Here is a 14,945-nt window from a genome sequence, read left to right as displayed (position 1 = left end):
GTAAAGCGCAGGCGAGGGCGCAAATGGGCGCGCAAGTGGTGCGCAAACCAAGGCACTGAAGTGCCGAAAAAGCGAATCGGCGCGTATTATCCGTCAAACTGGCACGGTCAGGCTGCAAAATCAGCAAAACGAGTGAAAAACGCACGGTCGACCGCGGGTCGGCGGCGTTTTTCTCAAACAGATGTCTCCGGAATGGCCAAGAACAAATTCAATCAGGCGTGGTTGCACGACCATATCAACGACCCCTACGTCAAAATGGCGCAGCGCGAGGGCTATCGGGCCCGCGCAGCGTATAAGCTGAAGGAGATCGACGAGCAGGACAAGCTGATTCGTCCCGGCCAGGTCATTGTCGACCTGGGCGCTGCCCCCGGCAGCTGGAGCCAGTACGCCCGCAACAAGCTGGCGGCTTCGCCGCGCGCCAAGGACGGCGGCATCGACGGCGCGGTGATCGCCATCGACCTGCTGCCCATGGAGGCGGTCGCCGACGTCACATTCATCCAGGGGGACTTCCGCGAGGAGGACGTTTTCCGGCAGCTGGAGGAAATCGTGCTCCAGGCGTCCGGCGGCGCAAAGATCGACCTTGTATTGTCGGACATGGCCCCCAATTTGTCAGGTGTAGCCTTTGCCGATGCTGCCCGTATCGATTACTTGTGCGACCTGGCGCTGGAATTTGCCCAGGCGCATCTGAAGCCGGAGGGCTCATTGCTGGTAAAGTGTTTCCATGGCAGCGGTTACAGCCAGATCGTGGAGAAGTTCAAGCGCCAGTTCAAGGTGGTCGCCAAACGCAAGCCCAAGGCGTCGCGCGACAAGTCTTCAGAGACCTTCATTCTTGGGCGTTACCTCAAGTCGGCGGGGTGAAGCGAGCCTATCGCTTCGATCAATTTGCTTTTTCCCCCGACGCCGGGCGCTGCATTACAATGCAGCTATCCCGTTGGCAAGGCGTTCGTAAAGGAGTTTGGCCTTGAATAACAACCTGTTTCAAAAGGCGGCAATCTGGCTCGTGATCGCGCTGGTGTTGTTTACCGTCTTCAAGCAGTTCGACAAGCCCCGCACGCAGGAAGGCGTCACCTATTCGCAGTTCATGGATGATGCCAAGTCCGGCAAGGTGGGCCGGGTCGACGTGCAAGGCCGTAATCTGGTGGTGACGCCCAAGGAAGGGCAGAAGTACACCATCATCTCGCCGGGCGACATCTGGATGGTCGGCGACCTGATGAAGTACGGCGTTCAGGTGACCGGCAAGGCTGACGACGAACCCAACATGCTGGTGCAGGCCCTGTACTACCTCGGGCCCACCCTGCTGATCATCGTGTTCTGGTTCTACATGATGCGGCAGATGCAGGGCGGCGGCAAAGGCGGTGCCTTTTCCTTCGGCAAGTCGCGCGCACGCCTGATCGATGAAAACCAGAACGCGGTCACCTTCCAGGACGTCGCCGGTTGCGATGAATCTAAGGAAGAAGTGGTCGAACTGGTGGACTTCCTCAAGGATCCGCAGAAATTCCAGAAGCTGGGCGGCCGTATCCCGCGCGGCGTGCTGCTGGTCGGCCCTCCGGGCACCGGCAAGACGCTGCTGGCGCGCGCGATCGCCGGCGAAGCCAAGGTGCCGTTCTTCAGCATCTCCGGTTCGGACTTCGTTGAAATGTTCGTCGGCGTGGGCGCGGCCCGTGTGCGCGACATGTTCGAGAACGCCAAGAAGCAGGCGCCCTGCATCGTCTTCATTGACGAAATCGATGCGGTCGGCCGTCACCGCGGCGCTGGCATGGGCGGCGGCAACGACGAGCGCGAGCAGACCCTGAACCAGATGCTGGTCGAGATGGACGGCTTCGAGGCCAACTCGGGTGTGATCGTGATCGCGGCCACCAACCGTTCGGACGTGCTGGACAAGGCGCTGCTGCGCCCGGGCCGTTTCGACCGCCAGGTGTACGTCGGCCTGCCCGACATCCGCGGCCGCGAGCAGATCCTGAAGGTCCATATGCGCAAGGTGCCGATTGGCAACGACGTCGACGCCTCGGTAATCGCACGCGGTACCCCGGGCTTCTCGGGCGCCGATCTGGCCAACCTGGTCAATGAAGCCGCACTGTTCGCCGCCCGCCGCAGCAAGCGCGTGGTCGACATGCAGGACTTCGAGGACGCCAAGGACAAGATCTACATGGGTCCGGAGCGCAAGTCCACGGTCATGCGCGAAGAGGAACGCCGCGCTACCGCGTACCACGAGTCCGGCCATGCGGTGGTGGCAAAGCTGCTGCCGAAGGCGGATCCGGTGCACAAGGTCACCATCATGCCGCGCGGCTGGGCGCTTGGCGTGACCTGGCAATTGCCTGAGCACGACAAGTACTCGAAGTACAAGGACAACATGCTCGACGAGATCGCCATCCTGTTTGGCGGCCGCGCGGCGGAAGAGGTCTTCCTCAACGCCATGAGCACCGGTGCTTCCAACGACTTCGAGCGTGCCACCAAGACGGCCCGCGACATGGTCACCCGGTTCGGCATGAGCGATACGCTGGGTACCATGGTGTATGTGGATACCGAGCAGGATGGCATGTTCGGCAAGATGTCGTCCAAGACGGTGTCGGAAGCCACCCAGGTCAAGGTCGACGCGGAAATCCGCCGCATCGTCGACGAACAGTACAACCTGGCCAAGCGACTGCTCGAGGAAAACCGCGACAAGGTCGAGGCAATGACCGCGGCCCTGATGGAGTGGGAAACCATCGACGCGGACCAGGTCAACGACATCATGGCAGGCAAGCCGCCGCGGCCGCCGCGTGGTGCCTCCAGCCAGAACGGTGGTGGCAACACCCCGTCGGGTGGTTCGCCGGTGGCCCCCGCCAACGCACCCGCCACGGCCTGAGCGGCATAGCCGGCGCGCGGCAACGACGTCGGCGGACCAGTAGCCCTGGTGCCGTAGTGGTGGCTGTAGCGTTTGTTCACCAAGCCTGAAGCCGGCGCCTTGTGCGCCGGCTTTTGCTTTGCTGGCGCCGCATATTGCACAGCCAGGTTTCCTTTATCGTCTCTCGCTCTCGTATCTTGTCGTCGATCTCAACTGATTCGTATTTCCAATGCGGCCGCTACCGATTCGCGCGTGACCGCCGACCCCTGGTGATGGGTATTCTCAACGTCACCCCGGATTCCTTTTCCGATGGTGGCCAGCATGCCGGCCGCGATGCCGCCTTGCGGCATGCCGAACGCATGATTGCCGAAGGCGTGGACATCATCGATATTGGCGGCGAGTCGAGCCGGCCAGGATCGGCGGCGCTGCCGCTGGAGCAGGAACTGGAGCGCGTGTTGCCGATGGTCGAGGCGCTGCGCGACTGTGGCCGGGCCTTGTCGATCGATACCTACAAGCCGGAAGTCATGCGCGCCGCGCTGGCCGCCGGTGCCGACCTGATCAATGACATCTGGGGCTTCCGCATGCCCGGCGCGGTCGAGGCGGTGAGCGGGGCGGATGCCGGGCAGGCCGCGCTGTGCGTGATGCACATGCAACGCGATCCGCAAACCATGCAGGAGCGCCCACAGTACGAGGACGTGGTACGCGACGTGGCCGACTTCCTGCGGGAGCGCATCGGCGTGCTGCGTGATGCGGGCATCGACGATGCCCGCATCACGCTCGATCCGGGTTTTGGCTTCGGCAAGACGCCGGATCATAATCTGCGCTTGCTGGGCCAGTTGCCGCAACTCGCCGTGGAAGGATTGCCCCTACTGGTGGGGTTGTCACGGAAGTCGACGCTCGGCACGATTCTGGGCGGCCGCCCACCGCAGGAACGCGTCGCAGCCAGCCTGGCCGCGGCGGTGTGCGCGGCGGAGCGGGGTGCGTATATCGTGCGCGTGCATGATGTAGCGCAAACCGTGGATGCCCTCAAGATCTGGTGGGCCATCCGTCATGAAACCATTGCCAGTTAACATTTGTTTTGACTATTGGCATCCAGCGTTGCGCATTTAGCCCTTAGCATTCGGCATCGCAAGACAGAACAACGGGAGAAAGACCTTATGACACGCAAGTACTTCGGCACGGATGGGGTGCGCGGCAGGGTAGGCGAGGCGCCGATCACGCCCGACTTCGTGATGCGCCTGGGCTATGCGGCGGGCATGGTGCTCGCCCATGGCGCGAAGCAGCAAGACCAGGCGCGTCCGACCGTGCTGATTGGCAAGGACACGCGTATCTCCGGCTATATGCTGGAGGCCGCACTGGAGGCCGGCTTTACCTCGGCTGGCGTCAACGTGCTGCTGACCGGGCCGCTGCCGACGCCGGGCGTGGCGTATCTCACGCGCGCCCTTCGCCTGTCGGCGGGCGTGGTGATCTCCGCCAGCCATAATCCCTACTACGACAACGGCATCAAGTTCTTCTCGGCAGACGGAGACAAGCTGCCCGACGCGGTGGAAATGGCGATCGAGGAGGCATTGGAAGAGCCAATGGTGTGCGTGCGCTCGGACGATCTCGGCCGCGCACGCCGCATCGAGGATGCCGCCGGCAGGTACATCGAGTTCTGCAAGAGCACATTCCCCTACGAGCAGGACCTGCACAAGCTCAAGCTGGTGGTGGATTGCGCCCATGGGGCCGCTTATCACATTGCCCCCCACGTTTTCCACGAACTGGGCGCCGACGTGATCTCGATCGGCAACCAGCCAGACGGACGCAATATCAATGCGGGCTATGGCGCCACCGCGCCTGAGAAGCTGATCGAGGCTGTCAAGGCCAATGGCGCGGACCTGGGCCTGGCCTTCGATGGCGATGCCGACCGCTTGCAGGTGGTGGACCGCGACGGCCGTCTGTTCAACGGTGACGAACTGCTTTACCTCATCGTGCAGGATCGTCTCCATGCGGGGCAGGCCGTACAGGGCGCGGTGGGCACGTTGATGACCAATATGGCGGTCGAGCTGGCGCTAAAGCGCCAGGGCGTGGAGTTCGTGCGCGCCAAGGTGGGCGACCGCTATGTGCTGGAGGAACTGAACAAGCGCAAGTGGACGCTGGGCGGCGAGGGCTCGGGCCATCTGCTCTGCCTCGACCGGCACACCACCGGCGATGGCATCGTGTCCGCCTTGCAGGTCCTGGCGGCATTGCGCCGTAGCGGCAAGAGCCTGGCCCAGTTGCTGGAAGGCGTTTCGCTGTTCCCGCAGACGCTGATCAACGTGCGCGTCGAGAAAGGCTTCGACTGGCAGTCGCACGCTGGACTGAGCGCGGCGCGTGCTGTGATCGAGCCGCAACTGGAAGGCCGCGGCCGTGTCCTGATCCGTGCGTCGGGGACGGAGCCGGTTGTGCGCGTGATGGTCGAGGCCGAGCAGGCCGATACCGCGGAGCAGGCGGCGCAGACGCTGGCGGACGCGTTGCGGGCCTGAGCATCGATTGATTCGACGCGGTCAGGAATGCCGGGCATTGCCCGGCATTTTTTTGCTCCAATCAGCAATTAACCGGCGGAGTTGAAGGCCAGAAGCGAGAGCGGAAGGGAGGTGAGCGGCAGCTGTTTTATGTGAGTCGAGGCTAACTTCCCAGTCGCCAGCAAGAAGATCTCGTGATGTCATGGAATTGTCATACAGGGGGCATACAGTTCGACTTGTCAAAAAATTGTCATTCCCCAACCATGTCTCTGGAGGACATATGAAGCTGGTCAAGACTGCCGTTGCAGGCATCGTGTCGTTGGTGGTGGCGGGCACTGCGTTCGCGGCGGAAATTACCGGTGCTGGCGCATCCTTCCCGGCGCCCGTCTATTCCAAGTGGGCCGACGCATACCAAAAGGCAACGGGTAACAAGGTCAACTATCAATCCATCGGCTCGTCCGGTGGTATCAAGCAGATTGGCGCCAAGACCGTCGATTTCGGCGCTTCCGACGCTCCCCTGAAGGATGAGGAACTCGCCAAGCAAGGCCTGGTGCAGTTTCCCACGGTGATCGGCGGCGTGGTGCCGGTGATCAACCTGCAAGGTATCAAGCCGGGCGAGCTGACCATCACCGGCGAAGTGCTGGCCAACATCTACCTGGGCAAGATCAAGAAGTGGGACGATCCCGCCATCAAGGCGCTGAACCCGCACGCCAAGCTGCCGAACCAGGACATCTTGCCGGTGCGCCGTGCCGATGGTTCGGGCACGACCTTCATCTTCACCAATTACCTGACCAAGGTCAGCCCCGAGTGGAAGAGCTCGGTTGGCGAGGGCACCACGGTCAACTGGCCGGGCGGCGGCACGGGTGGCAAGGGTAACGAAGGCGTCGCTGCTTTCGTGCAGCGCCTGAACGGCGCCATCGGCTACGTCGAGTACGCCTACGCCAAGCAGAACAAGATGACCCACCTGAACATGAAGAACGCTTCGGGTGCCGTGGTCCAGCCGGGCGACGATGCCTTCAAGGCAGCTGCTGCCGGTGCCGACTGGAGCAAGACGTACTACCAGATCCTGACCAACCAGGCTGGCAAGGCGGCATGGCCGATCGCCGGCGCCACCTTCATCCTGGTTCACAAGAACCAGGAAAAGCCGGCACAGGGCACGGAAGTGCTGAAGTTCTTCGACTGGGCGTACAAGAGCGGTGGCAACATGGCCAGCGATCTCGACTACGTGCCGCTGCCGGACGCCGTGGTGAACCAGATCCGCGCGACCTGGAAGAGCTCGGTCAAGGACGGTTCGGGCAAGGCACTGTACAACTGATCGGCCGGCTGCGAACCCGGCCGCATGTGCGGGCCGGGGTTGCAGCTTCGCCTGCCTGGCGCCCAAAAGGCGCCGGGCAGGCAATAAAGTACTACGCAGCAGCAGAGCAGCATCACAGCAGAAACAGCAACGCAGAACGTATGGCAAACATCCTGGCACCCGCAGCGCAATGCGCCGGCTCACGAGCCTGAGCGGGCGGAGCAGCCGGCGACCTGCCCTTAACCGAACTCAAAAACCACATCATGGCGACTACATCCGATCTATCCGCTGTGCGGCCACCCAGCCGTACCGGTGACATCTTGTTTGGTGGCCTGACGCGCGGCGCCGCCATCGTGACCTTGCTGCTGCTGGGCGGCATCATCGTATCGCTCGCGATCAGCGCGTGGCCCACCATCGAGGCCTTCGGCCTGCGCTTCCTGTGGACCGCCGAGTGGGATCCACCCGCCGATGTCTACGGCGCCCTGGTGCCCATCTACGGCACCATCGTGACCTCGCTCATCGCCTTGATCATCGCGGTGCCCATCAGCTTCGGTATTGCGCTGTTCCTGACCGAACTGTCGCCGGCGTGGCTGCGCCGTCCGCTCGGCACGGCCATCGAACTGCTGGCGGCGGTGCCCTCGATTGTCTACGGCATGTGGGGCCTGCTGGTCTTCTCGCCCATTTTCGGCGAGTACTTCCAGAAGCCACTGGCCGCCACGGTGGGCCAGGTGCCGCTGATCGGCAAGCTGTTCCAGGGCGCGCCGCTGGGCATTGGCCTGTTGTGCGCCGGGGTGATCCTGGCGATCATGATCATTCCCTACATTGCCTCGGTGATGCGCGACGTGTTCGAAGTCACGCCGGTGCTGCTCAAGGAATCGGCTTACGGCATCGGTTGCACGACGTGGGAAGTGATGTGGCGCGTGGTGCTGCCTTACACCCGGGCCGGCGTGATCGGCGGCGTGATGCTGGGCCTGGGCCGCGCGCTGGGCGAGACCATGGCGGTCACCTTCGTCATCGGCAATACCAACCTGCTGGACAGCGCCTCGCTGTTTTCGCCGGGCAACAGCATTACCTCGGCGCTGGCCAATGAGTTCGCCGAAGCCGGCGCGGGGCTGCACACTGCTGCGCTGATGGAACTCGGCCTGATCCTGTTCTTCATCACTTTCGTGGTCCTGGCGCTGTCGAAGATCCTCCTGCTGCGCTTGGCCAAGAACGAGGGCGCAAAATGAGCCAAGCCGCAATGTCTTCCTCCTCCTCCTCGATTCCGGCAGTCAGTCCGGATGCGGACTCAATGCGCAAGCGCCTGCAGGCGCGCCGCCGTCGCACCAATTTCTATGCGCTGACCGCGTCGCTGGGCGCCATGGGGTTTGGCCTGTTCTGGCTGGCCTGGATCCTGTGGACCACCATCTCGCTGGGGGTGGGCGGGCTGTCGATGGACCTGTTCACGCAGATGACGCCGGCGCCGAACACCGCCGGCGGCGGCTTGGCCAATGCAATCTACGGCAGTTTCGTGATGGTCGGGCTGGCCACGCTGTGCGGCACGCCGCTAGGCATCCTGGCTGGCATTTACCTGGCGGAATACGGCAAGACTTCGCCGCTGGCCAGCTTCATCCGCTTCATCAACGACATCCTGCTGTCGGCGCCATCGATCGTGATTGGCCTGTTCGTCTACGCGCTGGTGGTGACCCGCATGGGCCATTTCTCCGCCTGGGCAGGCATCTGCGCGCTGGCGCTGCTGCAGATCCCGATCGTGGTGCGTACCACGGAGAACATGCTGAACCTGGTCCCGAACGCACTGCGTGAGGCGGCCTTCGCCCTGGGCACGCCCAAGTGGAAGATGGTGCTGTCCATCACGGTGAAGTCGTCTTATGCGGGCATCGTCACCGGCGTGCTGCTGGCGGTGGCCCGCATCGCCGGCGAGACCGCGCCACTGCTCTTCACGGCCTTGTCCAACCAGTTCTGGACCAGCGACCTGAACAAGCCGATGGCGAACCTCCCGGTGACCATCTTCCGCTTCGCCATGAGCCCGTTTGTCGAATGGCAGCAACTGGCCTGGGCCGGCGTGTTCCTGATTACCGTTGGGGTGCTGGCGCTGAACATCCTGGCCCGCATTCTGTTCAAGAAATGACCAGCGGCGTGATAGCCACACGGCATTCCCGAAATTCCTTGCGAGAGACGAGCATGACCTCGACCGTCATCGACATTCCCGACACGACCCGCGCCAAGATCGACGTGCGCAACCTGAACTTCTACTATGGCCAGTTCCATGCGTTGAAGAACGTCAACATGTCGATCCCGGAGCGCAAAGTGACGGCCTTCATCGGCCCGTCCGGCTGCGGCAAGTCGACCCTGTTGCGTACCTTCAACAAGATGTACGCGCTCTACCCGGAGCAGCGAGCCGAGGGCGAGATCAACATGGACGGCGACAACCTGCTGACCGCCAAGCAGGACATCGCCCTGCTGCGCGCCAAGGTTGGCATGGTGTTCCAGAAGCCCACGCCGTTCCCCATGTCGATCTATGACAATATTGCCTTCGGGGTGCGCTTGTTCGAGAAGCTGTCTCGCTCCGAGATGGACGACCGCGTTGAGTGGGCACTGTCCAAGGCTGCGTTGTGGAACGAGGCCAAGGACAAGCTCAACCAGTCGGGCTATGGTCTGTCGGGCGGGCAGCAGCAGCGCCTGTGCATCGCACGAGGCATCGCCATCCGCCCCGAAGTGCTCTTGCTTGACGAACCGTGCTCTGCTCTCGACCCGATTTCGACCGGGCGCATCGAAGAACTGATTGCGGAGCTGAAGGATGAGTATACGGTGGTGATCGTGACGCACAATATGCAGCAAGCCGCGCGCTGCTCGGACTACACCGCATATATGTATCTGGGTGAACTGATCGAATTCGGCGAGACCGAGAAGATCTTCATCAAGCCGCATCGCAAGGAAACCGAAGACTACATCACCGGCCGTTTCGGCTGATTTGAGCGTTGTGCACGTAACGCATAGCATGCAAATAGAGCGGCTAGGAGAACAACATGTCTGACAAGCACCTGTCGACCCAATTCGACGCCGACCTGAACGCCATCAGCACGAAGCTGCTGCAGATGGGCGGTCTGGTCGAGTCGCAGATCGAAATCGCCATGCGGGCGCTATCGGAGTTCGATGCCGATCTCGCCGACCAGGTGATCGCGCGCGAGCAGCAGCTCAACGCGCTCGAGCTCGAGATCGATGCCGATTGCGGCAATATCATCGCGCGCCGGCAACCGACCGCGCGCGACCTGCGCCTGGTGATGGCGATTTCCAAGACCATCACCAATCTGGAACGCGCCGGTGACGAGGCGGAGAAGATCGCCAAACGCACCAAGCACATCATGGAAGATTCGGGTGCCCACCAGATCAACTATTCCGAGGTGAAGCTCTCGGGCGATATGGCCATCGCGCTGCTGCGCCAGGCTCTGGACGCCTTTGCGCGCCTGGACACCGTGGCCGCGGCCCGGATCGTCAAGGAAGACAAAGCCATTGATGAAGAATTCCGCGCCTTTGTGCGCAAGCTCATCACCTACATGATGGAAGACCCGCGTACGATCTCGGTCGCGCTCGACTTCCTCTTCATCGCCAAGGCAATCGAGCGTATTGGCGATCACGCCAAGAACATCGCCGAATTCATCATCTACATCGTCAAGGGAACCGACGTCCGCCACGCCTCGCGTGAGGACATGGAGCGCGAAGCGCTGAGTTAAAACGGCGCCACTGCGGAGAAAACTACATGCCAAGCAGCATTCTTGTTGTCGAAGACGAACCGGCGATCGCCGAACTGATCGCGGTCAACCTGCAACACGCGGGACATTATCCGATCCGGGCCTACAACGCCGAGCAGGCACTGTCGCTGATGAGCGACGTGTTGCCGGACCTGGTGTTGCTCGACTGGATGCTCCCGGGGAAGTCGGGTGCAACCTTCGCCAAGGAACTGCGCAACAACGACCGTACCAAGCAGATTCCGATCATCATGCTGACCGCGCGCAGCGAGGAGCAGGATAAGATACTGGGGCTCGAGGCCGGCGCGGACGACTACGTCACCAAGCCGTTTTCCCCCAAGGAACTGCTGGCCCGCATCAAGGCCGTGTTGCGCCGCCGCGCACCGCAACTCACCGACGACGTGGTTGCCATCAATGGCCTGCGCCTCGATCCGGCCACGCACCGTGTCACCGGCCAGGACGAGACCGGGCTGATCAAGCTGGATCTGGGGCCCACCGAGTTCCGTCTGCTGCACTTCCTGATGACGCATCCGGAGCGCGTGCACAGCCGCTCGCAGCTGCTGGACCAGGTCTGGGGCGATCACGTGTTCGTCGAAGAGCGGACGGTCGACGTCCATATCAAGCGCCTGCGTGCCGCGCTGACGCCCGGCGGGTACAGCAATATGATCGAGACGGTGCGGGGCAGCGGGTACCGTCTGGCGCGCGCTCCCAGCCACTGACACCAGGCTTGCCACGTCGTCGCTGGCGTGGCGCCTGTCGCCGGGCGGGCGGCCGACCGCCGGCCGCTCGCTTGTTGCCTCGCTTGTGGCCTGTTTCTTGTGGCCTGTTTCGTGGCACACTCCACCGCATTCCCTGCGGTCCTGCCGCCTGCCTGACCTTCTTCCTTCTTCATGAACGTCATCTGGGCCCGTTCGGCGGCCATCCTGATCTTCCTGGCCCTGGCTTCGTCGGGGCTGTACTTCCTTGCCGGTCCCGTACCCGCGCTGGCCATGATGTGCGTCGCGCTGCTGGGACTCTTGCTCTACTACCTGTACCAGATCAACCGCCTGTGGAAAGTGCTCGATGCGCCGGCCTACGGCGAGATTCCCAGCGCGCTCGGGCTGTGGGGCGAGGTGTATTACCGCCTGCATCGGCTGGTCAAGCGGTGGCGTACCCAGGTGCTCCAGGTCGAGCAGCAACATACCCGCTTTATCCAGGCCATCCAGGCTTCGCCCAACGGCGTGTTGATGCTCGATGACGCCGACCAGATCGAGTGGTGCAACGACGTGGCCGAGCAGCACTTCGGCCTCAATGCGCGGCGGGACGTGCGCCAGCGCATTACCCACCTGATCCGGCGCCCCGAGTTCGTCCAGTATCTGCACCTGCAGCGTTTCGACGATCCGCTGCTGATGCGCGACATGGGCGAGCACAAGCGCAGCGTGATTGCCGTACAGATCCTGCCTTACGGGGAGAACCGCAAGCTGGTGCTGACGCACGACATCACCAAGCTGGAGAACACCGAGGCGATGCGCAGGGATTTCGTCGCCAATGTCTCGCACGAGTTGAAGACGCCGCTGACAGTGCTGACCGGCTTCCTGGAGACGGTGCGCGACCTGCCGGTATCGGAGCAGGATCGCAACCGCTATCTCGACATGATGCTGGTGCAGTCCATGCGCATGCAGCATCTGGTCGAGGACTTGCTGGTGCTGGCCAAACTGGAAAGCGACGAGCAGCCGCCGAGCCCGGAGCGCATCGACATGGCCGAACTGGTCGGGCACCTGGTGCATGACGCCGAGGCGCTGTCGCAGGGCGGCCATCAGGTGTCCGCGCAGATCGATCCGGCGGTGGTGATCCGCGGCGCGGAGCGGGAACTGCTATCGGCATTCGGCAACCTCGTTTCCAACGCGGTGCGCTATACGCCCGAGGGCGGGCGCATCGGCATCGCGCTGACGTACGAGAACGAGCACGCCATCTTCTCGGTCAGCGATACGGGCCTGGGCATCGCCGCCGACCACATCCCGCGCCTGACCGAGCGCTTCTACCGGGTCGATCGCAGCCGCTCGCGCGATACCGGCGGCACCGGCCTGGGGCTGGCCATCGTCAAGCACGTGCTGTCGCGCCATCATGCCGATCTGCGTATCACCAGCGAGGTAGGCCGCGGCAGCGTGTTCCGCGTGGTATTCCCGACCGATCGCAGTGGCTACGTGCCGGCCGCCGTGCCGCGCCCCGGCCAGTCGCCGCAGAAGGCAGCCTGACCAGGGCGATTCTCGGTGGTCAGTCGCCGGCCCAGACCGGAGGTTTGCGGCTGGCCCAGGGCATCGACTGCTCCAGTTCGCTGGACACGGCACGCCAGGCGTGCCGTGCCACCCGCGCCTCAGGCACTGCCGAACATGGCCAGCAAGTCGTGCTGGCTGACGTGGGGCTGCTTGGACTTGGTGTGCTTGCGTGTGTAGCTACCGTCTTCCTGCATGATCCAGGCGGAAGCATTGTCGCGCAGGTGAACGCGCAGGCTCTCGCTGATCACGCGCGCCTTCAGTGTCTTGTCCAGTACGGGGAAGGCGACCTCGACCCGGCGGAACAGGTTCCGGTCCATCCAGTCCGCGCTGGACAAGTAGACGACATCGGCACCGTCGGCCAGGAAGTAGTAGACGCGATGATGTTCCAGGAAGCGCCCGACAATCGAGCGTACCGTGATGTTCTCCGACATGCCCGGCACGCCCGGACGCAGCGCGCAAACCCCACGGATGATCAGGTCGATCTTCACGCCGGCGCGCGAAGCCTTGTACAGCTCATCGATGATAGACGGCTCCAGCAGCGCATTCATCTTGGCCATGATGTGCGAGCGCTTGCCGGCGCGGGCGTTGCGCGCTTCCGCGCGGATATGCTCGACCAGGTTGCTCTGCATGGTGAACGGCGACTGCCACAGATGGTTCAGCCGGATGGTGCCCGCGGTGCCGGTGAGCAGCTGAAACACATGCTGGACGTCCTCGCAGATCTGCTCGTTGGCGGTGAGCAGGCCGAAGTCGGTGTACAGCCGCGCGGTGCGCGGATGGTAGTTGCCGGTGCCCAGGTGCGCGTAGCGGCGCAGCTTGTACTGCTTGCTCTTGGCGCCGGCCAGTTCCCGGCGGACCATCAGCAGCATCTTGGCATGGCACTTGTGGCCGACTACGCCGTAGACCACGTGCGCGCCGGCGGACTCGAGCCGTTCGGCCCAGTTGATATTGGTTTCTTCGTCGAAGCGCGCCAGCAGTTCCACCACGACCGTGACTTCCTTGCCATTGCGGGCCGCGGTCATCAGCGCTTCCATCACCGGCGACTCGTTGCCGGTGCGATAGACAGTCTGCTTGATGGCCACCACGGCGGGATCGACTGCGGCCTGCTGCAGCAGGTCGAGCACCGAACTGAAGCTCTCGTAGGGGTGATGCAGCAGCACGTCCTGCTGGCGGATCGCGTCGAACATCGGCACGCCGGGCACGAATGCCTTGACCGGCGCCGGCACGTGGGGCGGGTACTTGAGGGCGGGGCGGTCGACCAGGTCGGGGATCTGCATCAGCCGCACCAGGTTGACGGGGCCGCTCACGCGGTAGACATCCTGCTCGCCCAGGCCGGATTCGAGCAGCAGTCGGCGCGCGATCGTCGGCGGTGTGTCGGAAGAGATTTCCAGGCGCACCGTGTCGCCAAAGTGGCGGGTGGGCAGCTCGCCCTGCAGCGCTTCGCGCAGGTCCGTGATATCGTCCTCGGACACAAACAGGTCAGAGTTGCGGGTGACGCGGAACTGATAGCAGCCGTTGACCTTGATGGCGGGGAACAACTCATGCACGAAGCCTTGCATGAAGGACGACAGCAGCACAAAGCCGTAGGGATAGCCCGAGAGCTCCTCGGGCATCCTGACCATGCGCGGCAGCGCGCGCGGCGCTTGCACGATGGCCAGGTCGGCCTCCCGGCCGAAGGCATCCTTGCCCGACAATTCAATGACAAAATTCAGGCTCTTGTTGAGTACCCGCGGGAAGGGGTGGGCCGGGTCCAGCGCGATCGGCGTCAGGACGGGGCCGAGTTCGCGCACGAAGAAACTGCGCGCCCATTCGCGTTGCGCCTCGTTCCAGGTGGAGGTCAGGTGAAAGAACACCCCTTCTTTCTCCAGCAGGGGGAAGATCACGTTTTGCAGCATGTCATACTGCATCGCCACCAGCGTTTGCACGCGTTCCGTTACGATCTGGTAAGCCTGCTGCAGCGAGAGCCCATCGGGGGTGATGCCGGACGGATTGTCACGCATCTGCTCCTTCAATCCGGCCATGCGGATCTCGAAGAACTCGTCCAGATTGCTTGATACGATACAGATGAACTTCAGACGTTCCAGCAACGGCACCTTGGCGTCAGCAGCCTGTGCCATCACTCGCGTATTGAATTCCAGAATGCCCAGTTCACGGTTGAGCAGCGTGCCAGGTGGGCTTGTCGACATTGGCATGACCTTCTTTTGGTAATGCGGCGACTTTTTCATAGATTGATGTCAAATTGATGACAAAGTGATTTTGTCACGATGCAGACATGATAAAGACATATTTTCCATGGTTGGGCAGCCTTGTTTCGCCCGATGCAATCTTTTGCGCCGCGGCTTGCGG

The 14,945-nt window shown here is 62.8% G+C and carries 12 protein-coding genes; 11 read left to right on the top strand and 1 reads right to left on the bottom strand.

Annotation, left to right across the window (positions count from 1 at the left end; all coding sequences use genetic code 11):
• The first annotated feature begins 192 nt into the window (after positions 1 to 192).
• The 11 genes from AC1DT6_RS21385 to phoR all read left to right on the top strand — a co-directional run bounded on the left by AC1DT6_RS21385 (position 193) and on the right by phoR (position 12,581).
• On the top strand, positions 193 to 858 hold the full coding sequence (locus AC1DT6_RS21385) for an RlmE family RNA methyltransferase (protein WP_035860545.1): 666 nt from the start codon (positions 193 to 195) through the stop codon (positions 856 to 858).
• A 103-nt stretch (positions 859 to 961) separates the two neighbouring features.
• A complete protein-coding gene (ftsH, locus tag AC1DT6_RS21380; protein ID WP_441627457.1) occupies positions 962 to 2,845 on the top strand; it encodes an ATP-dependent zinc metalloprotease FtsH in 1,884 nt (627 codons plus the stop codon).
• A 251-nt stretch (positions 2,846 to 3,096) separates the two neighbouring features.
• Positions 3,097 to 3,894 (top strand): dihydropteroate synthase, encoded by a 798-nt coding sequence (gene folP / locus AC1DT6_RS21375; protein ID WP_441627455.1) that lies wholly within the window; start codon positions 3,097 to 3,099, stop codon positions 3,892 to 3,894.
• An 87-nt stretch (positions 3,895 to 3,981) separates the two neighbouring features.
• Positions 3,982 to 5,328 (top strand): phosphoglucosamine mutase, encoded by a 1,347-nt coding sequence (glmM, locus tag AC1DT6_RS21370; protein WP_035860542.1) that lies wholly within the window; start codon positions 3,982 to 3,984, stop codon positions 5,326 to 5,328.
• A 259-nt stretch (positions 5,329 to 5,587) separates the two neighbouring features.
• Entirely contained in the window at positions 5,588 to 6,622 is a 1,035-nt protein-coding gene (gene pstS, locus AC1DT6_RS21365; RefSeq protein ID WP_441627453.1) for a phosphate ABC transporter substrate-binding protein PstS, read from the top strand.
• A 242-nt stretch (positions 6,623 to 6,864) separates the two neighbouring features.
• Positions 6,865 to 7,830, top strand: a complete 966-nt coding sequence (gene pstC / locus AC1DT6_RS21360) for a phosphate ABC transporter permease PstC (RefSeq protein ID WP_441627451.1) — start codon at positions 6,865 to 6,867, stop codon at positions 7,828 to 7,830.
• The gene (gene pstA / locus AC1DT6_RS21355) at positions 7,827 to 8,729 is read left to right on the top strand and encodes a phosphate ABC transporter permease PstA (protein ID WP_441627449.1); all 903 of its coding nucleotides are present in this window, start codon (positions 7,827 to 7,829) and stop codon (positions 8,727 to 8,729) included. Before pstC ends, pstA begins: the two co-directional genes overlap by 4 nt.
• A gap of 53 nt (positions 8,730 to 8,782) precedes the next feature.
• Positions 8,783 to 9,571: a phosphate ABC transporter ATP-binding protein PstB gene (gene pstB / locus AC1DT6_RS21350; RefSeq protein WP_006157701.1), complete on the top strand. Its 789-nt coding sequence runs from the start codon at positions 8,783 to 8,785 to the stop codon at positions 9,569 to 9,571.
• 56 nt (positions 9,572 to 9,627) lie between these two features.
• On the top strand, positions 9,628 to 10,332 hold the full coding sequence (gene phoU / locus AC1DT6_RS21345; RefSeq protein ID WP_035860529.1) for a phosphate signaling complex protein PhoU: 705 nt from the start codon (positions 9,628 to 9,630) through the stop codon (positions 10,330 to 10,332).
• A 26-nt stretch (positions 10,333 to 10,358) separates the two neighbouring features.
• A complete protein-coding gene (gene phoB, locus AC1DT6_RS21340) occupies positions 10,359 to 11,066 on the top strand; it encodes a phosphate regulon transcriptional regulator PhoB (protein WP_441627446.1) in 708 nt (235 codons plus the stop codon).
• A 171-nt stretch (positions 11,067 to 11,237) separates the two neighbouring features.
• Positions 11,238 to 12,581 (top strand): phosphate regulon sensor histidine kinase PhoR, encoded by a 1,344-nt coding sequence (gene phoR, locus AC1DT6_RS21335; protein ID WP_441627444.1) that lies wholly within the window; start codon positions 11,238 to 11,240, stop codon positions 12,579 to 12,581.
• 119 nt (positions 12,582 to 12,700) lie between these two features.
• On the opposite strand, the gene ppk1 is transcribed toward phoR, so the two are convergent.
• Positions 12,701 to 14,824, bottom strand: a complete 2,124-nt coding sequence (ppk1, locus tag AC1DT6_RS21330; RefSeq protein WP_477103524.1) for a polyphosphate kinase 1 — start codon at positions 14,822 to 14,824, stop codon at positions 12,701 to 12,703.
• Between the last annotated feature and the right edge of the window lie 121 nt (positions 14,825 to 14,945).

The sequence above is a fragment of the Cupriavidus sp. 01L45 genome, assembly GCF_056399885.1.
The sequence above is the reverse complement of the archived record's forward strand: the minus strand, read 5'-3'. Positions and strand labels throughout refer to the sequence as shown.

Coding starts and splice junctions, on each gene's coding strand:
- AC1DT6_RS21385 (WP_035860545.1), top strand. CDS start 193: ATGGCCAAGAACAAATTCAATCAGGCGTGGTTGCACGACCATATCAAC.
- folP (WP_441627455.1), top strand. CDS start 3,097: ATGGGTATTCTCAACGTCACCCCGGATTCCTTTTCCGATGGTGGCCAG.
- glmM (WP_035860542.1), top strand. CDS start 3,982: ATGACACGCAAGTACTTCGGCACGGATGGGGTGCGCGGCAGGGTAGGC.
- pstS (WP_441627453.1), top strand. CDS start 5,588: ATGAAGCTGGTCAAGACTGCCGTTGCAGGCATCGTGTCGTTGGTGGTG.
- pstC (WP_441627451.1), top strand. CDS start 6,865: ATGGCGACTACATCCGATCTATCCGCTGTGCGGCCACCCAGCCGTACC.
- pstA (WP_441627449.1), top strand. CDS start 7,827: ATGAGCCAAGCCGCAATGTCTTCCTCCTCCTCCTCGATTCCGGCAGTC.
- pstB (WP_006157701.1), top strand. CDS start 8,783: ATGACCTCGACCGTCATCGACATTCCCGACACGACCCGCGCCAAGATC.
- phoU (WP_035860529.1), top strand. CDS start 9,628: ATGTCTGACAAGCACCTGTCGACCCAATTCGACGCCGACCTGAACGCC.
- phoB (WP_441627446.1), top strand. CDS start 10,359: ATGCCAAGCAGCATTCTTGTTGTCGAAGACGAACCGGCGATCGCCGAA.
- phoR (WP_441627444.1), top strand. CDS start 11,238: ATGAACGTCATCTGGGCCCGTTCGGCGGCCATCCTGATCTTCCTGGCC.
- ppk1 (WP_477103524.1), bottom strand. CDS start 14,824: ATGAAAAAGTCGCCGCATTACCAAAAGAAGGTCATGCCAATGTCGACA.